Origin of the sequence: Streptomyces sp. NPDC051963 (assembly GCF_044593495.1) — a bacterium.
In the GTDB taxonomy this organism is placed as follows: Bacteria; Actinomycetota; Actinomycetes; order Streptomycetales; family Streptomycetaceae; genus Streptomyces.
The window spans coordinates 42,886-68,441 of the sequence record NZ_JBIUCC010000014.1 but is presented as its reverse complement, the minus strand read 5'-3'; the positions used below and the strand labels follow the sequence as shown (position 1 = coordinate 68,441).

General features: G+C 70.0%; 19 protein-coding genes. 16 read left to right on the top strand and 3 right to left on the bottom strand.

What is annotated here, in order from left to right; all coding sequences use genetic code 11:
* The first annotated feature begins 178 nt into the window (after positions 1-178).
* The 9 genes from rimP to ACIHFB_RS42130 all read left to right on the top strand — a co-directional run bounded on the left by rimP (position 179) and on the right by ACIHFB_RS42130 (position 12,361).
* A complete protein-coding gene (rimP, locus tag ACIHFB_RS42170; protein ID WP_400129638.1) occupies positions 179-706 on the top strand; it encodes a ribosome maturation factor RimP in 528 nt (175 codons plus the stop codon).
* A 2-nt stretch (positions 707-708) separates the two neighbouring features.
* Positions 709-1,707 carry a transcription termination factor NusA gene (gene nusA / locus ACIHFB_RS42165; RefSeq protein WP_365285563.1) on the top strand — a complete coding sequence of 333 codons (999 nt, stop codon included), beginning with the start codon at positions 709-711 and terminating at the stop codon, positions 1,705-1,707.
* Between the two features lie 101 nt (positions 1,708-1,808).
* Positions 1,809-2,087: a YlxR family protein gene (locus tag ACIHFB_RS42160; protein ID WP_365285561.1), complete on the top strand. Its 279-nt coding sequence runs from the start codon at positions 1,809-1,811 to the stop codon at positions 2,085-2,087.
* Between the two features lie 146 nt (positions 2,088-2,233).
* Positions 2,234-5,386: a translation initiation factor IF-2 gene (gene infB, locus ACIHFB_RS42155; protein WP_365285559.1), complete on the top strand. Its 3,153-nt coding sequence runs from the start codon at positions 2,234-2,236 to the stop codon at positions 5,384-5,386.
* Between the two features lie 194 nt (positions 5,387-5,580).
* On the top strand, positions 5,581-5,874 hold the full coding sequence (locus ACIHFB_RS42150) for a DUF503 domain-containing protein (RefSeq protein ID WP_365285557.1): 294 nt from the start codon (positions 5,581-5,583) through the stop codon (positions 5,872-5,874).
* 37 nt (positions 5,875-5,911) lie between these two features.
* Positions 5,912-6,358 carry a 30S ribosome-binding factor RbfA gene (gene rbfA / locus ACIHFB_RS42145; RefSeq protein ID WP_365285555.1) on the top strand — a complete coding sequence of 149 codons (447 nt, stop codon included), beginning with the start codon at positions 5,912-5,914 and terminating at the stop codon, positions 6,356-6,358.
* On the top strand, positions 6,355-7,260 hold the full coding sequence (gene truB / locus ACIHFB_RS42140) for a tRNA pseudouridine(55) synthase TruB (protein ID WP_400129637.1): 906 nt from the start codon (positions 6,355-6,357) through the stop codon (positions 7,258-7,260). Before rbfA ends, truB begins: the two co-directional genes overlap by 4 nt.
* 257 nt (positions 7,261-7,517) lie before the next feature.
* Positions 7,518-11,270 carry a trypsin-like peptidase domain-containing protein gene (locus tag ACIHFB_RS42135; protein WP_400129636.1) on the top strand — a complete coding sequence of 1,251 codons (3,753 nt, stop codon included), beginning with the start codon at positions 7,518-7,520 and terminating at the stop codon, positions 11,268-11,270.
* 131 nt (positions 11,271-11,401) lie between these two features.
* Complete coding sequence (locus ACIHFB_RS42130; protein WP_365285549.1) at positions 11,402-12,361, top strand: bifunctional riboflavin kinase/FAD synthetase; 960 nt, start codon at positions 11,402-11,404, stop codon at positions 12,359-12,361.
* 105 nt (positions 12,362-12,466) lie between these two features.
* Here ACIHFB_RS42130 and ACIHFB_RS42125 read toward each other — a convergent pair whose 3' ends face one another.
* From ACIHFB_RS42125 to eccE, 3 genes are all read right to left on the bottom strand, one after another.
* A complete protein-coding gene (locus tag ACIHFB_RS42125) occupies positions 12,467-15,361 on the bottom strand; it encodes an SCO5717 family growth-regulating ATPase (protein WP_400129635.1) in 2,895 nt (964 codons plus the stop codon).
* A gap of 207 nt (positions 15,362-15,568) precedes the next feature.
* Positions 15,569-16,414 (bottom strand): hypothetical protein, encoded by an 846-nt coding sequence (locus tag ACIHFB_RS42120; RefSeq protein ID WP_365285545.1) that lies wholly within the window; start codon positions 16,412-16,414, stop codon positions 15,569-15,571.
* Positions 16,414-17,730, bottom strand: coding sequence for a type VII secretion protein EccE (eccE, locus tag ACIHFB_RS42115; protein WP_365285543.1), 1,317 nt, complete (start codon positions 17,728-17,730; stop codon positions 16,414-16,416). The genes ACIHFB_RS42120 and eccE overlap by 1 nt, the downstream gene beginning before the upstream one ends.
* A 448-nt stretch (positions 17,731-18,178) precedes the next feature.
* On the opposite strand from eccE, the gene eccB reads away from it, so the two are divergent.
* The 7 genes from eccB to mycP (ACIHFB_RS42080) all read left to right on the top strand — a co-directional run bounded on the left by eccB (position 18,179) and on the right by mycP (ACIHFB_RS42080) (position 25,504).
* Entirely contained in the window at positions 18,179-19,750 is a 1,572-nt protein-coding gene (gene eccB, locus ACIHFB_RS42110; protein WP_365285541.1) for a type VII secretion protein EccB, read from the top strand.
* Between the two features lie 208 nt (positions 19,751-19,958).
* Positions 19,959-20,270: a WXG100 family type VII secretion target gene (locus tag ACIHFB_RS42105; RefSeq protein WP_365285540.1), complete on the top strand. Its 312-nt coding sequence runs from the start codon at positions 19,959-19,961 to the stop codon at positions 20,268-20,270.
* Between the two features lie 118 nt (positions 20,271-20,388).
* Positions 20,389-20,673, top strand: coding sequence for a WXG100 family type VII secretion target (locus ACIHFB_RS42100; RefSeq protein WP_362074657.1), 285 nt, complete (start codon positions 20,389-20,391; stop codon positions 20,671-20,673).
* Between the two features lie 303 nt (positions 20,674-20,976).
* Positions 20,977-22,185 (top strand): type VII secretion-associated serine protease mycosin, encoded by a 1,209-nt coding sequence (gene mycP / locus ACIHFB_RS42095; RefSeq protein WP_400129634.1) that lies wholly within the window; start codon positions 20,977-20,979, stop codon positions 22,183-22,185.
* 67 nt (positions 22,186-22,252) lie between these two features.
* The gene (locus ACIHFB_RS42090) at positions 22,253-22,603 is read left to right on the top strand and encodes a hypothetical protein (RefSeq protein ID WP_400129633.1); all 351 of its coding nucleotides are present in this window, start codon (positions 22,253-22,255) and stop codon (positions 22,601-22,603) included.
* 38 nt (positions 22,604-22,641) lie between these two features.
* Positions 22,642-24,063: a hypothetical protein gene (locus ACIHFB_RS42085; RefSeq protein ID WP_400129632.1), complete on the top strand. Its 1,422-nt coding sequence runs from the start codon at positions 22,642-22,644 to the stop codon at positions 24,061-24,063.
* Between the two features lie 202 nt (positions 24,064-24,265).
* Positions 24,266-25,504, top strand: a complete 1,239-nt coding sequence (gene mycP / locus ACIHFB_RS42080) for a type VII secretion-associated serine protease mycosin (protein ID WP_400129631.1) — start codon at positions 24,266-24,268, stop codon at positions 25,502-25,504.
* The last annotated feature ends 52 nt before the right edge of the window (positions 25,505-25,556 follow it).

Here is a 25,556-nt window from a genome sequence, read left to right as displayed (position 1 = left end):
GCTCGTACGAAGGGGGAGGGCAGCACGCCCGTGATCACGGTACCCGCGCATACGTCCGATACCACTCACCGGCACCCGGCCGAGTTCAGGTGGACGGCAACACCCCCCGTGACCGGATACCCTTTGACCAGACACGCGACCTAACCACAACAGCACACGCGGCCGAGGAGTCACCCGGATGAGCACCACCCAGAGCGAGAGGCTGCGAGAACTGCTCGAACCGCTCGTCGCCTCCCAGGGCCTGGATCTCGAAGAGATCGCAGTGGACTCGGTCGGACGCAAGCGGGTGCTGCGCGTGGTCGTCGACTCCGACGAAGGTGCCGATCTGGACGCGATCGCCGATGTGAGCCGCGCGCTCTCGGCGAAGCTCGACGAGACGGACGCGATGGGCCAGGGGGAGTACACCCTGGAGGTCGGAACCCCCGGTGCCGAGCGTGAGCTCAGCGAACACCGTCACTACGTACGCGCCGTCGACCGGCTGGTGAAGTTCCAACTCGCCGAAGGCGGGGAACTGGTGGCCAGAATCCTGGTCGTGGACGACGAAGGAATGGACCTCGAAGTACCCGGCGTGAAGGGCCGCAAGGCCACCACCCGCCGGCTCGCCTTCGCCGACATCGCCAAGTCCCGGGTGCAGGTGGAGTTCAACCGCAAGGACAAGCAGGACCAGCAGGACGAGAAGGACATGAAGGAAGAGGAGGAGGCGTAGCCGTGGACATCGACATGAGTGCCCTGCGGGGCTTGGTGCGGGAGAAGGAGATCTCCTTCGACCTGCTGGTCGAGGCGATCGAGTCGGCCCTCCTCATCGCCTACCACCGCACCGAGGGAAGCCGCCGCCACGCGCGCGTGGAGCTCAACCGGGAGACCGGGCATGTGACGGTGTGGGCGAAGGAGGACCCGGAGGACATCGAGGAGGGCCAGGAGCCCCGCGAGTTCGACGACACCCCGTCCGGATTCGGCCGTATCGCCGCCACCACCGCCAAGCAGGTCATCCTCCAGCGGCTGCGCGACGCCGAGGACGACGCCACACTCGGCGAGTACGCCGGCCGCGAGGGCGACATCGTCACCGGGGTCGTCCAGCAGGGCCGGGACCCGAAGAACGTCCTCGTCGACATCGGCAAGCTGGAGGCCATCCTGCCGGTGCAGGAGCAGGTCCCCGGCGAGACCTACCCGCACGGCCTGCGGCTGCGCTCGTACGTCGTCCGCGTGGCCAAGGGAGTCCGCGGCCCCTCCGTCACCCTCTCCCGCACACATCCCAATCTGGTGAAGAAGCTCTTCGCCATGGAGGTGCCCGAGATCGCCGACGGGTCGGTGGAGATCGCCGCCATCGCCCGCGAGGCCGGCCACCGTACGAAGATCGCCGTCCGGTCCACCCGCAGCGGCCTGAACGCCAAGGGTGCCTGTATCGGCCCCATGGGCGGCCGGGTGCGCGCCGTGATGGGCGAGCTGAACGGCGAGAAGATCGACATCGTCGACTGGTCGGACGACCCGGCCGAGATGGTGGCGAACGCGCTGTCCCCGGCCAGGGTCTCCAAGGTGGAGGTCGTCGACCTCGCCGCCCGCTCCGCGCGCGTGACCGTGCCCGACTACCAGCTGTCACTGGCGATCGGCAAGGAAGGGCAGAACGCCCGGCTCGCGGCCCGGCTCACCGGCTGGCGGATCGACATCCGCCCGGACACCGAGCAGCCGTCCGAGCAGGGCGGGGAATAGATCCAAGCCGCGCATGGTTCGGATCACGACAGTTGTATGCGCGGAACTGTTCGATTCTTGCCCCAAAGGGGTGAGGTCGCCACGGGGAGGTAGACTTAAGCGTGTCTGGCCGGACGCCTGCCCGCGCATGCCCTGAGCGCACCTGTGTGGGGTGCAGGCAGCGAGCGGCCAAGAAGGATCTGCTGCGCATCGTGGCGGTCGAGGGTGAATGCGTCCCCGATCATCGCGGTACGCTGCCCGGCCGGGGTGCGTATGTGCATCCCGCCCTGGTCTGTCTCGACCTGGCGGTACGCCGCCGGGCGTTCACGCGGGCGCTGCGCGCCCCGGGAGCGCTCGACACAAAGGCGTTGCGCCTCTATGTCGAGCAGGCAACACCGTAAGACGCGTCGTACGGAACCTCCGTGCGGCCCTGGTACCCCGCGAGTTGGAAGTAGGTCGAGATTGCGATGAGCACTCGATGAGCACGCGATGAGTACGCCCATGAAGTAGCGACGGTCCGGACGCACCCGGACCTAAAAGGAGCGAAGTGGCTAAGGTCCGGGTATACGAACTCGCCAAGGAGTTCGGGGTTGAGAGCAAGGTCGTCATGGCCAAGCTCCAAGAACTCGGTGAATTCGTCCGTTCGGCGTCTTCGACCATCGAAGCGCCCGTCGTCCGTAAGTTGACGGACGCCCTCCAGCAGGGCAACGGAGGCGGCAAGCCCGCTTCCGCACGCAAGGCTGCCCCGGCACGTCCGGCAGCCCCCTCTCCCGCGCAGGCCGCCCGTCCGGCCGCCCCGCGCCCGCCGGCTCCCAAGCCGGCCGCCGAGAAGCCCGCCGCGGCACCCGCCGCGCCGACCGCTCCCGGCCCCCGTCCCACCCCGGGCCCGAAGCCCGCGCCGCGGCCCGCCCCGGCGTCCCCGGCTCCGACCGCGCCCGAGTTCACGGCACCTCCGGCGGCTCCCGCCGCCCCGGCCGCCGCATCCGGTTCCGGTTCCGGTACCGGAACCGGTTCCGCTCCCCGTCCGGGCGCCCCGCGTCCGGCCGGCCAGGCTCCGCGTCCGGGCACCCGTCCGAGCGGTCCCGGCCAGGGTCGTGGCGACCGTGGTGACCGCGGCGACCGTCCCGGTGGCGCTCCGCGTCAGGGTGGCGGCGCTCCGCGTCCCGGTGCCCGTCCGGCCGGTCCCCGTCCGGGCAACAACCCGTTCACCTCTGGTGGCTCCACCGGCATGGCGCGCCCGCAGGCGCCCCGTCCGGGCGGTGCCCCGCGTCCCGGCGGCCCCGGTGGTGCCCCCGGCGGCGCTCCGCGTCCGCAGGGCGCAGACCGTGGCGGTCCGCGTCCCCAGGGCGCGGCGGGCGGTCCCCGTCCGCAGGCTCCGGGCGGCTCGCGTCCGACCCCGGGCGGCATGCCCCGTCCGCAGGGCGGCGGTCCCCGTCCCGGCGGCGGTGGCCCCGGCGGCCCGCGTCCCAACCCCGGCATGATGCCGCAGCGTCCTGCTGCCAGCCCGCGTCCCGGTGGCGGTGGCCCCGGCGGCCGCGGTCCCGGCGGCGGCGGTCGTCCCGGTGGCGGTGGCGGCGGCGGTCGTCCCGGAGGCGGCGGCGGCTTCGCCGGTCGTCCCGGTGGCGGCGGCGGTGGCGGCGGCTTCGCCGGTCGTCCCGGCGGTCCCGGTGGCGGTGGCGGCGGTTTCGCCGGTCGTCCGGGTGCCCCCGCCGGTGGCGGTGGCGGTCGTCCCGGATTCGGCGGTCGTCCCGGCGGTCCCGGTGGCCGTGGTGGCACGCAGGGCGCCTTCGGTCGTCCCGGCGGTCCCGCGCGTCGCGGTCGCAAGTCGAAGCGGCAGAGGCGCCAGGAGTACGAGGCCATGCAGGCCCCGTCGGTCGGCGGTGTGATGCTGCCTCGCGGCAACGGCGAAGCCATTCGCCTGTCGCGCGGTGCCTCCCTCACCGACTTCGCGGAGAAGATCAACGCCAACCCGGCGTCGCTCGTCGCGGTCATGATGAACCTCGGCGAGATGGTCACGGCCACGCAGTCCGTCTCCGACGAGACGCTGGAGCTCCTCGCCGGCGAGATGAACTACACGGTTCAGATCGTCAGCCCCGAGGAAGAGGACCGCGAGCTGCTCGAGTCCTTCGACATCGAGTTCGGCGAGGACGAGGGCGGCGAGGAAGACCTCGTGGTCCGTCCTCCGGTCGTCACCGTCATGGGTCACGTCGACCACGGCAAGACCCGCCTCCTCGACGCCATCCGCAAGACGAACGTCATCGCGGGCGAGGCCGGCGGCATCACCCAGCACATCGGTGCCTACCAGGTCGCCACCGAGGTCAACGACGAAGAGCGCAAGATCACCTTCATCGACACCCCGGGTCACGAGGCGTTCACCGCCATGCGTGCCCGTGGTGCCCGGTCGACCGACATCGCGATCCTGGTCGTCGCGGCCAACGACGGCGTCATGCCGCAGACGGTCGAGGCGCTCAACCACGCCAAGGCGGCCGACGTCCCGATCGTCGTCGCGGTCAACAAGATCGACGTCGAGGGCGCCGACCCGACCAAGGTGCGCGGTCAGCTCACCGAGTACGGGCTGGTGGCCGAGGAGTACGGCGGCGAGACGATGTTCGTCGACATCTCCGCCAAGCAGGGTCTGCACATCGACTCCCTGCTGGAGGCCGTCGTCCTCACCGCCGACGCCTCGCTCGACCTGCGGGCCAACCCGAACCAGGACGCGCAGGGCATCGCGATCGAGTCCCGTCTCGACAAGGGCCGCGGTGCCGTCTCCACGGTCCTCGTCCAGCGAGGCACCCTGCGGGTCGGCGACACGATGGTCGTGGGCGACGCCTACGGCCGAGTCCGCGCCATGCTCGACGACAACGGCAGCAACGTCGCCGAGGCCGGCCCGTCGACGCCGGTCCAGGTCCTGGGCCTGACCAACGTCCCGGGTGCGGGCGACAACTTCCTGGTGGTGGACGAGGACCGTACGGCCCGTCAGATCGCCGAGAAGCGTGCCGCCCGTGAGCGCAACGCGGCCTTCGCCAAGCGCACGCGCCGCGTCTCGCTCGAGGACCTGGACAAGGTGCTCAAGGCCGGCGAGGTCCAGCAGCTCAACCTCATCATCAAGGGTGACGCTTCTGGTTCCGTCGAGGCCCTCGAGTCCTCCCTGCTCCAGCTGGACGTCGGCGAAGAGGTCGACATCCGCGTCTTGCACCGCGGCGTCGGTGCGGTCACGGAGTCGGACATCGACCTGGCGATGGGCTCGGACGCCATCGTGATCGGCTTCAACGTCCGTGCGGCAGGCCGCGCGGCGCAGATGGCCGAGCGCGAGGGCGTGGACGTCCGCTACTACTCGGTCATCTACCAGGCGATCGAGGAGATCGAGGCGGCCCTCAAGGGCATGCTCAAGCCGGAGTACGAAGAGGTCGAGCTCGGTACGGCGGAGATCCGCGAGGTCTTCAAGTCGTCCAAGCTGGGCAACATCGCGGGTGTTCTCATCCGCTCCGGCGAGGTCAAGCGCAACACCAAGGCACGACTCGTCCGCGACGGCAAGGTCATCGCGGAGAGCCTCAACATCGAGGGTCTGCGTCGCTTCAAGGACGACGTCACCGAGATCCGCGAAGGGTTCGAGGGCGGTATCAACCTCGGCAACTTCAACGACATCAAGGTCGACGACGTCATCGCGACGTACGAGATGCGGGAGAAGCCGCGGGTGTAACGCCTACGGTTCGATGCCGGCCGGCGGGACTTCGGTCCCGTCGGCCGGCTCGCATGTGTGAACGGGCGCTCCCGGGTCTACGGAGCGTAATATCCGTCGATCGGCCGGCCCCTTCGATGTACCGTTCTTGATGTCCCCGCCCACCAGATGGCGGGGCCATCGATCCCGTACCGGCGGGTGAACCGGTTACACACATGTATGTGGGGACGCTGTCCTTCGACCTGCTCCTCGGCGACATACGGTCGCTGAAGGAGAAGCGCTCCGTCGTCCGGCCGATCGTCGCAGAGCTCCAGCGGAAGTACTCCGTGAGCGCGGCCGAGGTGGATCACATGGACCTTCATCGCCGGGCCGGGATCGGCCTCGCGATGGTGTCCGGCGACGCGGGGCATCTGACCGACGTACTGGACCGGTGCGAGCGGCTGGTCGCCGGACGCCCCGAAGTGGAGCTGCTGTCGGTGAGACGCCGGCTCCACGGCGACGACGACTGACCGAAGAACAAGACAGGAAAGAACGGGAGACGGACCAGTGGCCGACAACGCGCGCGCCAAGAGGCTGGCGGACCTCATCCGAGAGGTGGTGGCCCAGAAGCTGCAGCGTGGGATCAAGGACCCGCGGCTCGGCTCGCACGTCACCATCACGGACACCCGGGTGACGGGCGACCTGCGGGAGGCGACCGTCTTCTACACCGTGTACGGCGACGACGAGGAGCGGGCCGCAGCCGCGGCCGGGCTGGAGAGCGCCAAGGGCATCCTGCGCTCCGCGGTGGGCGCGGCGGCGGGCGTGAAGTTCACGCCGACCCTCGCCTTCGTCGCGGACGCTCTCCCGGACACCGCCAAGAACATCGAGGACCTCCTCGACAAGGCGCGTGCCTCCGACGCGAAGGTGCGCGAGGTGTCCGCGGGCGCCGCGTACGCCGGTGACGCGGACCCGTACAAGAAGCCGGATGACGACGAGGACGACGCCTCCGAATGACGCAGAAACACCAGACGCCCGACGGGCTTGTCATCGTCGACAAGCCGTCGGGCTTCACTTCGCACGACGTGGTCGCCAAGATGCGCGGCATCGCGCGCACACGACGCGTCGGGCACGCGGGCACGCTCGACCCCATGGCGACGGGCGTTCTCGTCCTCGGCGTCGAGAAGGCCACCAAGCTCCTCGGCCATCTCGCGCTGACCGAGAAGGAGTACCTCGGCACGATCCGCCTCGGGCAGACGACCCTCACCGACGACGCCGAGGGCGAGATCACGAGGTCGGTGGACGCCTCGAAGGTCACCCGGGACGCCGTCGACGCCGGGATCGCCAAGCTGACCGGCGACATCATGCAGGTGCCGTCCAAGGTCAGTGCCATCAAGATCGACGGCGTACGGTCCTACAAGCGGGCCCGGGACGGCGAGGACTTCGAGATCCCGGCCAGGCCGGTCACCATCTCCTCCTTCGCGGTGTACGACGTCCGGGACGCCGTCGCCGAGGACGGCACCCCCGTGCTCGACCTGGTCGTCTCGGTGGTCTGCTCGTCCGGCACCTACATCCGGGCGCTCGCCCGTGACCTGGGCGCCGACCTGGGCGTCGGCGGACACCTCACCGCGCTGCGCCGGACGCGCGTCGGACCGTACAAGCTCGATTCGGCCCGCACCCTGGACCAGCTCCAGGAGGAGCTGACCGTGATGCCGATCGCCGACGCGGCCACGGCCGCGTTCCCGCGCTGGGACGTCGATGCCCGACGGGCCCGGCTGCTGACGAACGGTGTACGGCTGGAGATGCCCGACGAGTACGCGGGCAGGGGCGCCGTGGCCGTGTTCGACCCCGACGGCGCCTTCCTGGCGCTCGTCGAGGAGGAGAAGGGCAAGGCGAAGAGCCTGGCCGTCTTCGCCTGAAGAGCCTCTTCAGGTCAGCTGACTGCCCGCGGAGCGGCGGGCACGGGGTCGTACTCTGCCCGCCGCTCCACGGTCCCCCTCGGTTCCCCCACCCCTAGGGTGTATCCAGCGACCCCCTCCTGTTCACCCGTCCGGGCAGGCGCTCGGAGTGAACCGAGGGAGTGGAAGGGGGCGCGTTCGCGACGCGATCTGTCCCGCTGATCACCTTTTGCCTACGGTCGAATACGAACACGGGTGTAGGGCGGGGAGGTTCGGCCATGGGGGGCCCGGGAGGTGGGTGCGACGAAGTCCTCGTCCGCATCAGAGACTTGGCGGGGCGCCCGCGCGGTACCGGATTCGTCGCCGACCACCAGGGCACGGTCGTCACCAGCCATGAAGCCGTGGACGGCCTGACGCGGCTCGTGCTGTACGGAGCCGAGGACCGCACCGTGCTGGTGACCGCCGACGCGGTGACCCCGCTGCCCGCACTGAACCTCGCCCTCGTACGCACCGAGGGGCTCGGCGTGGACCCGCTGCCCATCACGGTCCGGGACAAGGTCGAGACCGGCAGATACGTCCGGGTGCCCGCGGGTTGCTGGCGCGAGGCCCGCGTCCTCGACGTGACCACCGTGACGTACACGGCCACCGACCGCTTCCATCTCCTCGACGGCGCACTGGAGTTGGCGATCGGCACCGCGGGCCGCGACGCGCTGCGGCTCGGCGGCGGCGCGGCAGGCGGACCCGTTCTCGACGTCACGACCGGCGCCGTAGTGGCCGTCCTGGGCACGGCACTCCAGTCCGGACACCGCGACATCGGTTTCGCCGTCCCCCTGCCCCGCACCACCGACGGCCCACTCGCCGACGTACTGGCCCGAAACGCGGAGACGGTCCCCGCCTACGGCTCCGACCTCAACCTCGCCGGAGTACTGCAACTCACGGCCACGACGGTCGAACAGGCGGCCCTGTCGGGACTGGTCGAGCCGGTCGAACGCTCGGCGACAGCAAGGGAGTTCGCCGAGTTCACGCAGTCGCCGGCGTCCGTGCTCGCCCTGGTCGGGCCCCCGGGCAGCGGCCGTACGACGGAGCTGGCATCCCTGGCCTCCCGCCGCCACCGAGCCCCACAACCGGCCCCCACCCTGTGGCTGCGCGGCGCCGACCTGGCCCCCGAGGACACCTCGATCGCGGACGCGGCCCACCGAGCGCTGGACCGTGCGGCGCGAGTCATGACCGCGAGTTCCCTCACCCCGGCACACCTCTCCCACGTGGCCCACACCGCCGACCGCCCCCTGCTCCTCGTCCTGGACACCCCAGAGCAAATGCCGCCGCCGCTGGCCCACCGCCTCCCCGAGTGGACAGCGGCAACGGCGTCGTGGCTGCGGGAGACAGGGGCGAGGCTGGTACTGGCGTGCCGGGAGGAGTATTGGGAGGGGGCGGGGGTGGGCTTTCCGGGAGACTTGTTGCACGTCCCAGGGCGTGGGGCTCGCGAAAGGAGCTCGCTCATTCCGGAGAGTCGGGCTTCTGACACGGGCCCGCTCACTTCAGGGCGTCGGGCTCCTGACACGGGCCCGCTCACTTCAGAGCGTCCAGCTCATGACGCTTGCCTGAGCAACTCAGAGGGTCGGGCTCCGGACACAGGCTCGCTCAACTCAGCCGCCCCAGCTCCTGACGCCGGTCCGCATGACTCAGCCCGTCCGGCGTTTGAGGACGAGGCCCTTCAGGCCGATCGGGGGCCAGGGGCGGAGCCCCGGTGGGGTGCGGGGGCGGAGCCCCGCGGGGGTTCAGGGGGCGCAGCCCCCTGGCGGGGTCGAAGGGGCGGAGCCCCTGGGGACGGGAAGGGTAGGGGCGGCGGGGGCGAAACTCCCGGCCGGTCACCACGAACCCACCCCCACCTAGCCCACCCCCACCTACCCCCCTGCGTTCACCTCGGCGACCTCACCGCCGACGAGGCCGCCCAGGCCCGCGCCCGCTACGCCATCCCCGAAGGCACCCTCACCACCCCCGACGCCCGCCACCCCCTCACCCTCCGCCTCCTCTCAGAGGTCCAGGCCGCCCTCCCCGAGGCCCCCGCCGTCCCCCTGGACCGCCACGACGTCTTCGCAGCCCACCTCGACCTGACGTGCCTCCGCATCGCCGACCGCCTCGCCGCCGAGAACGACCGGCACGGCACCGCCGTACGAAGGCTCGCCGCAAAGGTCTCCGGCCGGATCCACGAGGCCGCCCGCCGCACCCTCGGCGCGGGCCAGGGCGAACTGGACAGGGAGTCGTTCGAAGAACTGTTCCCCCAGGGCCACGCCCACTCAGGCCCCGCCCACACAGACCCCGGCCCCGACTGGGCGTCAGCCGTCCTCACCGAGGGCCTCCTCGTCCCCAACGGCCCCGGCACCGGCTATCGCTTCACCCACGAAGAACTCGCCGACTGGCTCCAGGGCATCCACCTGGACCTGGACGAAGCCCTGCACACCCTGCTCACGCATCCACAGGACCCGCACCACCGCATCGCCCCGGTCGTCCAGTCCCTGCTCCTCCTCGCCCGCCGCCAGGGCGCCCCCGAACTCGCCGCCCGCCTCCAGAAGTTGGTCGACGCCCTGGACACCGACCCGCACTCCTGGTGGGCCGCCCGCCTCCTCACCGAGGTCCTGCCCCGGGTACCCGACGCGACGCCGTACACGGGCGTACTACGCCTGCTCGCCGACCGTTCGGTGGCCTGGCGCCGGCACCAACACCCCGCACTGTCACGAGAGTTCGGCCCGGCCTTCTGGACCGCCCTCCCCCTGCCCGAGGTCACCCGCTTCGACCTCCTCCGCCGACTGCTCCTCGCCGACCCCGCCCCGGACGACACCGACGGCCCCCGCTACCTCGACGCCGCCGCACATCTGCTCGCCGCCGACCCCACCGCCGTACAACCTCACCTCACCCGCTGGTTCGACGACGAGCGCCCGCTGCCGGCCACCCCGCACGCGACCGTCGCGAAGGCGGCGCAGGCGCTGCTGCACACGCACCGGCGCCGGGCCCTGGACGACCTCACGGAGGTGCTCGTCGACTGTGCGCACCGCCGCGCCGACGAGCTGCTCGCCGTACTGGCGGAGGACGAGCCGTCGGCCGTGTGCCGGGCAGTCGACCGATGGGCGCACGACGGGCGGCCCGAGCGGCGGGTCGCGGCGGCGGCGTACGGGCTGCGGGCCGCGCCCCATGTACGCACCGAGGCCGACCGCGAGCTGCTGCGCTACGCCGCCCTCGCCCTGCTGGCCCACCCCGCCCTGCACGGCGGCGCGCTCGCCCTCCTCGTAAGGGATCCGCGCACCCGCGCCCGCCATCTCCCGCAGGCGCTACGGCACTTCGCGTCCGGGGACCCGCAGTTCCCGCCGAGCGCGCTGGTCGCCGCCCTGACGACCCACCCCGACCCGGTCCTCGACGCCTTCCGGGAACGGCTGCGCCGGCCGGACGGCGGGGAGGCGCTGCGCACCCTCGCCGATGTCACGACCCCGACCCTGGCGCGCCGGGTCGCGGCCCTCGTACGGGAGGCGGTGCAGCGGCGCCCGCAGACCGCGGAGGATGTGGCGGCGTACGTCGACCGGCGCCTGGACCAGGGGCAGGCGGCCCGTTCCGTACTGTTCCCGCTGGTCACCGGCCTGCTGGACGGCGGTCCGGACGAGGTGCGGGCCGCCCTGGCCGCCGTACTGGCCGCTCGCGGCGCCCCCGTCTCCCGCCCGCTGCGCCGCGAACTCCTCGACTTCCTCCTGGCCCACGAACACACCCCGACGGTCCTCGACGCCCTCCTGAAGGCCACCGCGCGACACAGCGGCCCCGACACCCGCGACCTGGTCCGCCACATCGGCCTCCTCCTCGTCCGCACCCCGGACGGAGCGGCCCGCTTCGACCGCGGCCTGGTCGACCTGGGCCGTCACGTACCCGGCTTTGCGACGCTGGTCACGGGCTGGCTCAGCGACGCCCCCGACGAATGGGCGGCGGTGGTCGGCCCCAGCACCCGCCGCATGATCGAGAACCTGGCGGGCGTACACGTCCCCGCCTGAACGTGCGCCCCGTCACAGCCCACCATGCCGATGCGAGCGGGGTGGACGCGGCATGGCACCCTTAGACCTGCGTAGGAACAGGCACAGACACGGACACGGGTTCCACGAGTGTGCGACAAGGAGCAGACACAGTGCAGCGCTGGCGTGGCTTGGAGGACATCCCCCAGGACTGGGGGCGCAGCGTCGTCACCATCGGGTCCTACGACGGAGTCCACAGCGGACACCAGCTGATCATCCGGCATGCCGTGGACCGCGCCCGCGAGCTGGGCGTTCCCTCCGTCGTCGTCACCTTCGACCCGCACCCCAGTGAGGTCGTCCGCCCCGGCAGCCACCCCCCGCTGCTCGCCCCGCACCACCGCCGCGCCGAGCTGATGGGCGAGCTGGGCGTGGACGCGGTGCTGATCCTCCCCTTCACCACGGAGTTCTCGAAGCTGTCGCCCGCCGACTTCGTCGTCAAGGTCCTGGTCGACAAGCTGCACGCCAAGGCGGTCGTCGAGGGCCCCAACTTCCGCTTCGGCCACAAGGCCGCGGGCAACGTGGACTTCCTCGCCCAGCAGGGCAAGGTCTACGACTTCGAGGTCGAGGTCGTGGACCTCTACGTCTCCGGCGAGGCGGGCGGCGGCCAGCCCTTCTCCTCCACCCTCACCCGCCGCCTGGTCGCCGAGGGCGACGTCGAGGGCGCCGCCGAGATCCTCGGCCGCCCGCACCGCGTCGAGGGCGTCGTCGTCCGCGGCGCCCAACGCGGCCGCGAACTCGGCTTCCCCACGGCCAACGTCGAGACCCTGCCCCACACCGCGATCCCGGCCGACGGCGTGTACGCGGGCTGGCTGCACGCACAGGACGAGGCCATGCCCGCCGCGATCTCCGTCGGCACGAACCCGCAGTTCGACGGGACGGAGCGGACGGTCGAGGCGTATGCGATCGACCGGGTCGGACTTGATCTGTACGGGCTGCATGTGGCGGTGGACTTTCTCGCCTATGTGCGCGGGCAGCAGAAGTTCGACTCGCTGGAGGCGCTGCTCGAGGCCATGGCGGGGGATGTGAAGCGCTGCCGTGAACTGATCGGGGCGGCGGAAGGCCCCACCGCCTGATTTCCGGGCCCCACCACCTGATTTCAGGGGGACATGCACGGACGCCGGAGGGCCGGCACCTTCACGGTGCCGGCCCTCCGGCGTTGTCGGTCTCTGCCCCTGCCCCTACTGCTGCGTCCAGCCGGGCGGTACGACGCCCTGCTGCGGCGGAGCCTGGGGCGGCGGCGCCGGATGTTGTTGCTGCTGCTGGCCCTGGTCCGGTCCGGGCTGCTGCGGAGGCTGCTGCCACTCCTGCCCCGGCTGGGGGGCGCCGCCGGGCGGCGCATAGTGCTGCGGGGGCTGCTGCTGGGGCGCGTACCCCTGCAGGGGCTGCTGATACTGCATGTTCGGGTTGCCGAACCCCTGTTGCGTACGCGAGAAGTCCTCGGCGATGAGCGCGGCGAGATCGAAATAGGCCTCGCGGGTCTTGGGCCGCATCATGTCGAGGTCCACCTCGGCGCCTGCCGAGAGATGCTCGTCGAAGGGGATCACGACGACACCGCGGCAACGGGTCTCGAAGTGGGCGACGATGTCGTCCACCTTGATCATCTTGCCCGTCTCGCGCACACCGGAGATCACGGTGACCGACCGCTGGACGAGATCGGCGAACCCGTTCGCCGACAGCCAGTCGAGCGTGGTCGAGGCGCTGCTCGCACCGTCCACCGAGGGGGTCGAGATGATGATCAACTGGTCGGCGAGATCCAGGACTCCGCGCATCGCGCTGTAGAGCAGACCCGTACCGGAGTCCGTGAGGATGATCGGGTACTGCCTGCCCAGGACGTCGAGCGCACTGCGGTAGTCCTGGTCGTTGAACGTGGTGGAGACCGCCGGGTCCACGTCGTTGGCGATGATCTCGAGACCCGAGGGCGCCTGCGAGGTGAAGCGGCGGATGTCCATGTAGCTGTGCAGCTGCGGGATCGCCTGCACCAGGTCGCGGATGGTGGCGCCGGTCTCGCGCCGGACCCGTCGGCCGAGGGTGCCGGCGTCCGGGTTGGCGTCGATCGCCAGGATCTTGTCCTGGCGCTCCGTGGCGAGCGTGGCACCGAGCGACATGGTCGTCGTCGTCTTGCCGACGCCGCCCTTGAGGCTGATCACCGCGATCCGGTAGCAGGACATCACCGGCGTACGGATCAGCCCCAGCTTCCGCTGCCGCTCGGCCTCCTCCTTCTTGGCGCCGAGCTTGAAGCGGGACGGACCCTGGTTGTTCTTGCGGGCCTTGGGCTGGTTGCGCAGCAGCCGGTCGGAGGACAGTTCGACGGCTGCGTTGTAGCCGAGCGGGGTGCCGGGTGCGGCTTGCTGCTGCTGGGGGGCACCGGGACCGGCCTGCGGGCCGGGCGGGGCGGTCCAGCCCTGGTTGCCGTACGCGGCCGGCGGAGCGGGAGGCTGCTGCTGGGGCGCCTGCTGCTGGGCCGGGGGCTGTTGGTACGGCGCGGGCTGTTGCGGCTGCGCGGGCTGTTGGTACGGCGACGGCTGCTGCGGCGGCTGGGCGGGCTGCGGGTAGCCGTAGCCGGGCTGCGGCTGCGGCTGCGGTGGCGGGGTGGGCGTCTGGGGGTAGCCGTATCCGTCCGGCTGGGGCTGCCCGGGCTGCGGTGGTTGCTGGGGGTAACCGTATGCGGCGGGCTGCGGGTGTCCGGGCTGCGGCTGCGGGGGCTGAGGTGCCTGCCGGGGGTCGACCGGGGCCGGCTGTCCGCCCTGCGCCGGGTAGCCGGGATGCGCCGGGTACCCGGGCTGCTGCTGTGGCGGGGCCGGCGGCTGGACCGGGCCGAACGCGCCCTGCGGCGGGGCCTGGTGCGCGGGCTGCTGCGGTTGGGCGGGCGGCTGGGGGTAGCCGTATCCGGCGGCGGCAGCCTGTGCTGCGGCGGCTGCGGCCGCGGGGTCCTGGGCCGGTTGACCTGCCTGCTGCGGTACTCCCCCCTGGGTGGGGTGCGCGGGGGTGTAGCCCGGTGGCAGCGGGGGAATCGCCTGGCCGGCCTGGGGCATGGGGGCCTGGGCGGGGGGTTGTCCCTGAGGCTGAGGCTGCGCCTGCGGTGCCGGCGGGCTCTCGGGAGCGGAGGGCTCCGGTTCGGCCTCCGGCCCGGCTTCTGCCGTCTCGGGATCGGGCTGCGAGGGGGCGCTCGCGTCGGAGTGGACGTCTCCCGATCCGTCACCCTCCGGAGCGTCCGAGTCGGCCGTACCGTCAGCGTCGGACGCCGACTCGGCGGAGCCGTCCGGCTCCGCCTCGTCGCTCCGCTCTGCTTCCGGCTCGTCGTCGGCACCGCCGAACAGCCTCGCCGCCTCGGCGGCGGCCGCGGCATGGTTGAGCTCGGGCATCGACTGCGCGGGGGCAGGCTCTTCGGGGACGTTCGCCGCAGGGGCCGCGGCCGGGGGCGGGTTGCCCTGGTCCTCGGCCACCGGCCGCAGCACGGGGAAGCCGGGCGCGGCCGCCGGCTGCGGCGCCGCCGGCGGCTGAGACGGCCCCTGACCACCCTGGGTGTCCTGGCTCGGCTGAGGCACGCCGGTGCCCGTCTGCTGGGGGTAGCCGTACCCGCCGGGCGTTGCCGCGCCTGAAGGTGAAGGCGCAGGCCCAGGGGGCGTAACCGGCTGCTGCGGGGCCTGAGGCGCCTGCGGGACCTGTGGGGCCTGTGGGGCCTGCGGCGGCTGGGCCTGGGACGGCTGCGGAAATCCGTAGCCGTCCGTGCCGGTGCCACCCGTGCCCTGCGTGGGCTGCGCAGGCTGCTGAGGCGCGCGATGGGGGTACTGCTGTGCCGGTGGGGGAGCGCTCGGTGGGGGAGCCTGCTGTGCGGGGATACCGGGTGGTCCGGCCGAGGGCACGCCGGGTGATCCGACGGGCGCTCCGCTCGGCGGCGGTGGTGCGGAGGCCTGCCCGGCGTTCCGCTGTTCGTCGGCCGCGGAACCGGCCTGCGTGCTTGGGGCGTACCAGGCGGGAGGCGTGTAGACGATTTCGAACTCGCCGGTGAGTTCCGTCTCGTGCTCGTCCCCGTCAGAGGACGGGCCGTCGCCGTTGTACGGATCCCTGTTCACTGCTTGCCTCCTGGTCAGCCACTGCTGCTGAGTTGGTCGTCGTCGCGGCCGGGCGGACCGAGTGGCGAACCCCACGCGGCTGCGATCGTCACCGCATCACCAGAAGCCTAATCACTTGCATCGCGGTACGGAAAAGCGCCCATGGCCATGGCCGGTTCGCACCGCTTCCCCGGAAACGGCGACGCGTTCCCGGGGGAGGGGGACGCGTCAGTCCAGACGGCGGGCCGTGCCGAGCAGACCCGTCTCCGCGTCGGTGGGTTCGGTCATGACGAAGGTGCGGTGCTTGCGAGTGCACCACATGGCGACGCTGTCGTGAAGGTTCGGAAGGTACCCGAGTGGCTCGTCCGGAATGCCCAGGGTGTCCTGTACGACCTCGGTCTCCTGGGGCGAGATGCGCTGGATGCCGACCAGTTGGGCCTGGGCCAGCCAGCGCGGAGCGTGCTCGCTGACAAAGGGCAGCACGGTCACCACGGCCTGCCACGGCAGAGAGGTCACCCGCCCGCGGGGCGGGCGGATGCCGCAGTCCCGGAACAGGACGACCGGACTCGAGACGGAGGGGCCCTGGGCGGGCACCCGGCCCACCGGGTAGACGGTCACGCACTGCTGACCGCCGCCGGCGGTCTGGGCCAGCTGCTGCCAGGCCTGCGGCCGGCCGGTCTCCACGCCCACGCGCGCCCCCGTGGCGGCGGCACGCAACGCCAGTACCTGGGCGAGCCAGAGGCCGCCCACGAGTACGACGTCGAAGGGGGTCGGGCGGGACAGGCCGAGCACGGCCGGCTGCGATGCCCGGTCGGTGCCGATGATCACGCCGTCGTCACCGATCGGCATGCTGATCGCCGGGAGTTCGTCGACGGTGACGACATGGCGGTTCCGGCGCGGCCCGCGCAGTCCGAACCCGGGGCTGAAGACGCGCCGTTGCTGCCGCTGCGCCTGCGGCTGCCGGATGATCGGGATCATGCCGGTGTCGGAGGGCGAGGCCACATGGGCGGGTGTGCGTGCGGGGGTGGCCCGGCCCGGCTGGCCCGGGGGCATGGTCGATGCGGGCTGGGACATCAGTACGTACCTCCGAGCGGCAGAGTGGCGAGGGCTCCGGGGACCTGCTCCCGGTCGAGGCGGACCAGTCCGACCTTCGCGGCACTCGCGGTCCGCTCCAAATCACGTCCCACCTGGGCGAGTTCGCTGTCACCACGGGCGGTGACGCGGATGTGCCCGGCGAGGGAGACGCCCCGGTTGCCGGCCTTGCTCAGAGTCACGCTGAACGTCGTGGCGAGCACCGGGAGAGAGGTGAACCGCGTGATCAGCTCGGGCAGCGCCACACCGCCGACCCCCAACTGCGGCCAGCGGGAGACCCAGTACGTGGTGTGCCACCGGTCGTCGACCCGCCAGGTCCGCACCGCCTCGACCGTACGCCGCTGGGGTGCCCGCCCGTCCTGGGCCTGCTGGGTGCTGACCCGCGGGTTCAGACAACTGGACGTCGCCAGCGCCTGCACCAGTTCGTTCTCGTCCAGGATGGTCGCCTTGAATCCGGCCCCGTCCAGTCGGCTGGCCAGTTGGTCCGCCACGCGCAGCAGCGCGCGTTGCGCCCCGGGAACGCCGTCCCCGCGCGCCTGAACCGCCTCCGGGCACAGTTCCGGGTCGAGTTTGAGGGCGACCCAGGTGAGCCGGAGCGCGGGCGAACCGGCCTGTGCCTGGAGCGGTCCGTACGATCGCGCGGCCATCGACTGCTGGGGCAGGTGCGGCGCGGGAGCCGGCTGGGTGTGCTGGACGACCTGTGCGGAGGCGAGGCGGATCCCGTCGACCTCCAGCGCGTCCTGGATCAGCCGGAGCGGCAGCTGACGTCCGGCGGACTCGGGACGCAACGGCTGGTCCGCGGGCTGCACGAAGAGCACCGCGGTCAGGAAGGTCCCGTCGCCGATCAGGCCGATCGAGCGGTCGTCACGGGAGACGAAGGCGTACGTCCGCAGGGCGGGGTCGCTCTCCACGACCGGGGCCAGCATCGGGTCCGTCCCGGGCGGCACGGGCAACTTTGCCTCGCGCTGACGGCGCCTCAGCGCGCGCGCCGTCTCGTACCACTCGGGCATCGGACGACGGCCGCGGCGCAGAACCGCGAACAGCAGCATCAGGGCCGCCACGGCACCGGCCGGGGCCAGCAGCCAGGACACATCGGTGACCCAGGCGGCCAGCATGACGCCCGCCGCGAGCTCGACCAGGATCAGCTGCTGGAGCCGTACCGGGCCCATACCGCCGGGGTTGGGCAGGGTGCGCGGCGACGCGGCGGCGGGGGCCGGAGTCGGTACGCGTCCGCGGCCCGAACCGTCCGGTTCCTGTTGTGCGCGGCGTCCGCGCCGAGTGCTCGTAGCGCTGGTCATCCCCCGGGACATCCCTTTCGCGAAGTCGTGGCCGTTCGTCGGGCGTCCATCGGCCCGCATCGTCCGTACGAGTGGCTCACGGTACCCGCTGCCGAGCAAAGGCGGCACAGCGGTGCAGGGGACACCGAACCCCGGTCGGCCAGCCTCGCACGGACCGGGCGCGCATGGTGGAGGGCTGTGGTGAAGCTCTGTGAAGATGATCTGTGAAGATGCGGGAACGGCCGTACCCTGATGGACCGCCGTCCCGCGGCGCAGGGCATAGTAGGTGCCTGCTCGGCCGAAGCGGCGGCCTGTCGTCGAGCGCGATCGACCACCACAGCGCGGTATTCAAGACCAGCGCGGTAGGACGCGGTAGGACATCGCCTCACGATTCGGGTCAGACACGATCAGGCATGTTCCGCCGCGGTCGGGCACCATCGGGGACCAGATTTCGGGAGACACGGGGACCATGGCAAAGCAGCGTCGGGATGAGCTCGCCGCCTACACGTTCGCTCGCAAGCGCACCGTCGCGGCGTTTCTGGCGCCGTCCCCGGGGGGCTCCGAAGAAGGCGCACCGCGTCCCATTCGTACGGTGATGCCGAGCCTGGCCGTGGGCCTGGTGCTGGTGATCGGCTTCATCGCCTGGGGCGTGATCAAGCCCTCGGCACCCAAGGGCTGGGACACCCCGGGCGAGTACATCATCGTCGACAGCGACTCCACGACGCGGTACGTGGTCCTCGACCCGGACCCGAAGGACAGCAAGGTGGAGAAGGTCCTCCACCCGGTCCTCAACTACGCCTCCGCGAAGCTTCTGCTCGACAAGGGCAAGGGCAGCGTCCTCGAGGTCCCCGGCAAGGAGATCGACAAGAGCGGTATCCGGCACGGCGCGACGATCGGCATCCCGTACGCCCCCGACCGCTTGCCCTCCAAGGAGGACGCGGAGGAGGCGAAGACCTGGGCGGTGTGCGAACGCCCGGCCCCGGGATCGGAAGGCGCCATCGACCGTGCCGTCTTCGTCTTCGACGCCGCCGACGCCAAGTCGCTCGAGACCGCGGGGAAGGTCGATTCCCGCGAGGCGCTGTACGTCGTAGACACCAAGACCAAGCTGGAATACCTGGTCGACGGCAAGGGCAACCGCTTCCTCATGGGCGGCAAGTCGGGCCTCGAGCCCACCGCCATGGAGCAGATGCGTTCCGCCGTCATCGGCAGCAGCGCCACGGTCGATCCGCAGCCGGTGAGCCAGGAGTGGTTGAGCACCCTCAACGAGGGCACGGACATCACCTTCCCGACGGTGCCGTCCGCCGGTGAGTCGACCTCGGTCCAGGGGCTGCCGGCCGAGGCGGGCACGGTGGGTCAGGTGCTCAGGGCGCGGGACGCTCAGGGCGAGCAGTTCTACGTCGTCCTCAAGAACGAGGTCGCCGCCATCACGCCCTTCGTCGCCAACCTGCTGGCTGCGAGCGACGGGACCGGTGCCATCCAGGTCAACACCCGGGACGTCATCGAGGCCAACGGCGGCTCGGCGGGCAGCTTCTACAAGGACAAGGGCTGGCCCGAGACCGTTCCGCGGCAGGCCAACGCCGCGGCCACGGCGTCCAGCGAGGCGCGTACCACGTCGTGCAGCGTCTACAAGGGCAGCATGGGCGAGGACGGGAAGCCGCAGCTCGCCGCCTGGGCCGGAACGAACTACCCCAAGACGGTCATCACCGATTCACTGAGCGCCTATGTCTCCTCCGGCTCGGGCCTCCTCTTCCAGGAGGTCGCCGGTACGACGGAGGGCGGCGGTGCGACGTACCTGCTGACGGACACGGGCCTGCGGTACTCGTTGCCGCAGAACAACGACAGTGAGGCAGCGGGAGCAGAGGGAAGCGACAGCGGTTCGTCCTCGTCGGAGGGCGGCGCGAGCGAGACGGCCAAGGCGCGAACGCGGCTCGGTTACGAGGATCTCGCCAACCCTGTGTTCGTGCCGCAGACGTGGGCGACATTCATCCCGAAGGGCCCCACCTTGGACACCGGCAGCGCGGCGCAGCCGCAGAGCCAGTGACACTCCAACGAAGTTGTGGGCGTGGGGACTTGACAGCGACCGATCACTTGCGCGACGCGCGGGTGTGTGAATGCTGTAACTGAAAGACCTTGCCTGTGGGTAAGTGACAGGCGGAGGATAGAGTGCTTCCAGCGTTCACGAACGGAACGCAACTCCGGGGGGCCGGTAGAGGTTTCCCGGATCAACAACGACATGGGGGAAGGTTCACATGGCCGGCCAGTTCCGGGTAACAGAGGACGAGCTGACCAAGCTCTCCGGCGACATCAGCACGGCGAACGGTCAGCTTCAGGGCGAGATCCGCCGCCTCAACGGCGTGATCGACCAGATCGCGGGCGGGTGGCAGGGCGGGGCGGCCCAGTCGTACCGCCAGTTGCAGGAGCGCTGGAACGCGGATGCGAAGAAGATGAGCGACATCCTCAACGACATCAAGGAAGCCGTGGACTCCACGCGGAGCAACTACTCCGCGTCGGAAGAGCAGCAGAACTCCGAGATCAGCAAGATCATGTCGGACTTCGGCTGATCAAGCCGTAGGGCTGTCGGCTCTCGACAGTTCTCCCGTCTTTCCACCGGTTCATACCGGTTGCCGGTTCTTTCGGTTTCCGCCGACTTCCTTCGACTCTTCCTGAAAGGGAACGCCGATGTCGATTCTCGTCAATTACGCAACCATCACCAACGCGTCCACGGACGTGAAGACCACCGCTGGTCGCATCAAGCAGCAGCTCGACGACCTCGAGGCCGCGGTCAAGCGCGTCGCCAACTCCTGGGAAGGTGAAGCTCAGGAGGGCTACCAGCGCAAGCAGCGCGAGTGGGACCAGACCGCCGCCGACCTGCACGCGACCCTGCTGAAGATCTCCACTGCGCTGCAGAGCGCGGCCGACAACTACCAGGCCACTGAGAAGAGCAACGCCAACACCTGGGGCTGAGCCCGCCGGTGCCCGAGGGGCGTGTATGCGGAGGATCGGCCCAGCAGGCGCCATGGCGTCGGCTGGGCCGCCCCTTTCTCCGGGGCTGCACACAAGACCCCCGCAAATCTTCACAGTCACCGAAGCATCGTTAACACACCTGAGCCGGCTTGAAGTCACCGAAGCAGGCGAAGTGGACGTAGTGATCGAAGCAAGCATGGAAGCCCTGGGAGCCTGAAGATGAGGGGCCTGGACGTGGAGGGCACGACAGCCCGTTCGCGCAGCCGCAAGAGTGGAACCCGCGCACTGCAGCGGGCCTTTGGCGTGCTCGCAGCCACGGGAATCTGCCTGTCATCGGCTCCACCGGCACTGGCCGACTCCGCCGGCGCCGACAAGCCCGACTTCGGCCTGTTGGCCAGCTCGGAGTGCGTCTTCGGCGGCGACGTCATCAAGTCCACGCCCTGGTCACTCCAGCGAATCCTCCTGGACCAGCTGCGCGAGCAGGCCACGGGCAAGGGCGTCACGGTCGCGGTGATCGACACGGGCGTCGACGACTCCAACCCCCAGCTCCGCGGCGCCGTGGCCTCGGGCGGCAAGACCTTCGTCGACGGCCCCGCCACCGCCGACATCGAGGGCCACGGAACCCGGGTCGCGGGCATCATCGCCGCCCGCCCGATCGCCGGCACGGGGTTCGAGGGCATCGCGCCGGACGCCAAGATCCTCTCTTTCCGTTATACGGGTGGAGAGGAGAAGCAGGGCAACTCGCGGACGATGTCCCAGGCCATCAGCGCCGCGGTCGCCGCGGGCGCCAAGATCATCAACATCTCGTCGGACACCGCGAACAAGGAAGACAACGAGGAACTGAGTGGCGCCGTAGCGGCGGCCGTGAACTCAGGCGCCCTCATCATCGCGGCCGCCGGCAACGACGGCGCCGACGGCAAGTCCGCGGACACCTACCCGGCCTCGTACCCCGGCGTCCTGGCGGTGGCAGCCTCCGACCGCAACGACGAACGCGCCTTCTTCTCACAGTCCGGCGACTTCGTCGACATTGCGGCACCGGGCGTCGGCATGGTCTCCACCGTCCCCAAGGGCGGCCAGTGCACCGCCGACGGCACGAGCTTCGCCGCGCCGTACGTCGCGGGCGTCGCGGCTCTCCTGAAGGAGAAGCACCCGACCTGGAGCGCGGCCCAGATCTCGACCCGCCTCGAAGAATCGGCCCAACGGCCGGGCCGGGGTCCCAACCGGTTCATCGGGTGGGGTGTCGTCGATCCGATCGCCGCTCTTTCGGATGAGTCCACGCCGGGGAGCGCACCGGAGCCGGATCCGTTGGTGGCGGCCGGTGGGGGTGGCGTTGTCCCCATGGCGGTGACCATGGGCGAGAGCGAGGCTGAGCGGGAGCGCCGGGTGGCCATGTACGTGTTGGGCATCGGCGTGGCTCTGGCGCTCGTGGTTGCGGGGAGCGGGGTGGCTGTGCGGGACTGGCGTAGTCGGCGGGGTGGGCAGGCGGGGCGGTCGGGTAGCCGATCTGTGTGATGGCTGGGCAACTTGGGCACCGAGCCGGTGCTGACAACTTGAAGAACAGGGGAGAGGACAACGGGGTATGAGTAACGGTATGCGGGTTGATCTGAGCGCGATGGATGAGGTCATCCGGAAGCTCTGGACGTTGCTGGACGACATGGACAAAGCCGGCCAGACGTCGCGGTACAACACGGAGATCCCGATGGATGCGTTCGGGAACACGTGCCTCTTCTTGGAGGCTGGCGATCTGCACGCGGCCCACAAGACCATGAAGACCGACCTTGAGACCGCGATTAAGAGCCTTCACGGACTGATCGACAAGTTCGGCTCGAGTACCTCCAAGGTCAAGGACAAGTACACCGAGCAGGAGTACGCGAACAAGAACCAAATGGGTGGTGACACGGGGAGCTCGGACGGCTCATTTGCAAAGTAGTCGGATCGGGAATCACCTGTTAGAGGGAGGAGTTCAAAATGGCCGGTGACAAAGACCTGCCCAAGCCAGAGATTGTGAATGACACCTGCGTCGCGGACCCGGGGCGGCCCCAGACCAAGACTCAATTCATCGATTACTCGCTCAAAGAGCTCAAGCAGATGCTTGACCTCACCAACCCGGGGGCGATCGAGGAGGTCGGCCGCCACTGGAGCACAGTCAACGAGCTTCTGTCCGGTGGTGAAGGGGGCGGCATCGCCGGCCTGCTCGACAAGGCCGTCGATAACGTCCTGGAGCACTGGGAGGGGGATGCAGCCGAGAGCTTTGAGAAGAAGGCCCGAGAAATCTCTCAGAGCATCAGGAATGCCGCCTGGCATGCCGATCTCAACAGCTCCCAGATGGCTGACGCTGGTTCGCAGCTACGCAGGTTCAAAGCGCAGCTGGACCAGATCGAAGAGCCCAGTGGCTGGGCCAAGGTCGGTGACGCTCTCAGCGACTGGCAATGGGACAACGGCGAAGCAGTAGCCAGTGATCTCCAGGACCGTAAGTTGACGGCTGCGGAAGTCGCGTCAATCAACGAGGGCAAGATCGGTGCGAGCCGAGAAGCCCAACTCAACGGTGTTTCCGTCATGGAGAACCTTGCGGCCCAGTACATCCGGGTTAAGGGAAATCTGGATAGGAACCGAGTCCTTATCGATGACAAGGGCAACATCAAGGAACCCAACCGTGACGTGGAGTACCCGCCACCTGTGACTCCGGGTGACGTTGGGGCGTCCCGGCCGGGTGTCTCGGGATCAGGTAACAAACCCTGGAGCGCTGGTCCGACCACCAGCGTTAAGCCCGCGCCCGCGGTGCCCCGCGATCAGGGCATCACGGGAGGCACACAACTCCCGACAGCCAAGACGAAGGTGGACAGCATCTCGCCTGGTCTGACGGGCACCGGTCCCAGCACTGGCACCGGGGGCCCCAGCATCGGCGGGGGCGGCACCGGGACCGGCGGGGCTCAAGGCCCGGGTATCTTGGCTCCTGGAGGAGGGGCCGGCGTCGGACGTGGTGCGGCCGGACGCGGCGGCATCGGTGTTCCGGGCGGTGGTCGTGCGGCCGGTACTGGTGCGGCAGCAGGCCGTGGTGCAGGAGGCCGAGCCGGTATGGGCGGCATGGGCGGCGGGGGAGCCGGCGCAGCCGGCCGAGGCGGTGCTGGCGCTGCCGGACGCGGAGCCCTCGCCAAGTCCCGTGGCGGCGTTGTCGGGGCTGCCAAGGGGATCACAGGCAAGGGCGCCGGTGGCGGTGCGGGTCTGCACGGTAGCCGCGGTGGAACTGCTGGCGGTATGGGTGGTCGCAAGGGACGACGGCCCAACGACGAGAATAGCCAGAGCGACCGTCCCGACTACCTGGTCGAGGACGAAGAGACCTGGATCTCGGAAGAGGACCGCAACCGGAACGTACCGCGGACCATCGAGTAGGCACGCGAACGAGCCGCACGTAGAGGACGTGCGGCTCGTTCGCATGAAGACTGGCGGAACCAGTCGTGGTTGAGTGAGGAGCAAAGAAGTGAGTTTCAAGCGAGTCTGGTCTACGGCGGGAGTCGTGACGCTGACAGGAGCTTTGCTCCTCACTACGGCCCCAACCGCATCGGCGGACTACGTCAGAGATCAACAATGGGCCTTGAACGCATTCGCAGTAGAAGACGTATGGGCTGAATCCCAAGGGCAGGGCGTCACCGTTGCGGTGGTCGACTCCGGAGTTGACGCCAGTCACCCTGATCTAACGGGTCAGGTCCTCAAAGGGAAAGACTTCACTGGCGGAGATAACGCGCAGGAGGACCGACTCGGACACGGGACGAGCATGGCCAGCCTTATTGCTGGACACGGCCATGGCGCGGGAAATTCATCCGGCATGATCGGCCTCGCGCCGAAGGCGAAGATCCTGCCACTGCGTACCCTCCAGACGGAGGAGGACGCCAATCATGACGAAACTTGGGCTGCAGCGGTTCGATATGCAGTGGACCAGGGCGCGAAGGTTATCAATCTGTCTATCGGTAACGATGGTGGCAAGACGCTGAGTGACGGTCGTGCAGCAATCGCGTATGCGCAAGATCACGATGTAGTTGTTGTTGCGAGTGCAGGCAATGAGGGCTCTATTGCTGTCGAGGAGCCAGCAGCACTGCCTGGCGTTGTTGCCGTTGGTGCCATAGATGAGAAGGCCAATCGCTGGGAGGGGTCAAACACCGGAAAGGGGCTTGCCTTGATGGCTCCCGGTGTTCAGGTTCTCGCCGCAGACCCAACGAGCTCGCAACAATATAGCTTGACAACCGGTACATCGGATGCCACGGCCTACGTATCCGCTGCTGCGGCCTTGGTCCGCTCAAAGTTCCCCGACCTCTCCGCAGGCCAAGTCATCAACCGCCTGATCAAGTCAGCCACCTTCGCGCACCACAAGGGTCTGAAAGCACCCGACGAGGAATACGGCTACGGGATCGTCCGGCCCTATTCAGCGCTCACGATGGACATCCCGGCCGGCGCCACGACCAACCCCCTCGGCCAGCTCCAGTCGTCCAACTCCATGTCTGGCGAAGCATCCAAGGGAACCGACACCTCGACCGAGGCCGGGAAGAAGAACTCCTCCTCCAGCAACACCCTCGTCCTCGCTGGCGGTATCGCAGCCGTCGTGATCGTCGGCGCGATCGCCTTCGCGGTAATCCGCAGCCGCCGCAACGGAGGTAACGGCGGCCCTGGCTCAGGTGGCGGAACCGCCGCCCATGGCACGGGCTACCCGCCCCAGCCCCCGACGGGCTACCAGCAGTACCCCAACACGCCCCCCAACCAGGGCTATGCCACGCCTCCAGGGCAGTCTCCGCAGCACCCCAACCCCTATGCTCAACAGCCCCCGCACCAAGGGCAGTAGGCAGGCAGTTCTCATCCCCGTCCGTGGCAGCCCAGGACACATCCTGCGCGCT

Coding starts and splice junctions, on each gene's coding strand:
- rimP (WP_400129638.1), top strand. CDS start 179: ATGAGCACCACCCAGAGCGAGAGGCTGCGAGAACTGCTCGAACCGCTC.
- ACIHFB_RS42090 (WP_400129633.1), top strand. CDS start 22,253: ATGAGTAACGGTATGCGGGTTGATCTGAGCGCGATGGATGAGGTCATC.
- eccE (WP_365285543.1), bottom strand. CDS start 17,730: ATGACCAGCGCTACGAGCACTCGGCGCGGACGCCGCGCACAACAGGAA.
- truB (WP_400129637.1), top strand. CDS start 6,355: ATGACGCAGAAACACCAGACGCCCGACGGGCTTGTCATCGTCGACAAG.
- eccB (WP_365285541.1), top strand. CDS start 18,179: ATGGCAAAGCAGCGTCGGGATGAGCTCGCCGCCTACACGTTCGCTCGC.
- ACIHFB_RS42105 (WP_365285540.1), top strand. CDS start 19,959: ATGGCCGGCCAGTTCCGGGTAACAGAGGACGAGCTGACCAAGCTCTCC.
- ACIHFB_RS42135 (WP_400129636.1), top strand. CDS start 7,518: ATGGGGGGCCCGGGAGGTGGGTGCGACGAAGTCCTCGTCCGCATCAGA.
- ACIHFB_RS42085 (WP_400129632.1), top strand. CDS start 22,642: ATGGCCGGTGACAAAGACCTGCCCAAGCCAGAGATTGTGAATGACACC.
- ACIHFB_RS42100 (WP_362074657.1), top strand. CDS start 20,389: ATGTCGATTCTCGTCAATTACGCAACCATCACCAACGCGTCCACGGAC.
- ACIHFB_RS42120 (WP_365285545.1), bottom strand. CDS start 16,414: ATGTCCCAGCCCGCATCGACCATGCCCCCGGGCCAGCCGGGCCGGGCC.
- ACIHFB_RS42150 (WP_365285557.1), top strand. CDS start 5,581: ATGTATGTGGGGACGCTGTCCTTCGACCTGCTCCTCGGCGACATACGG.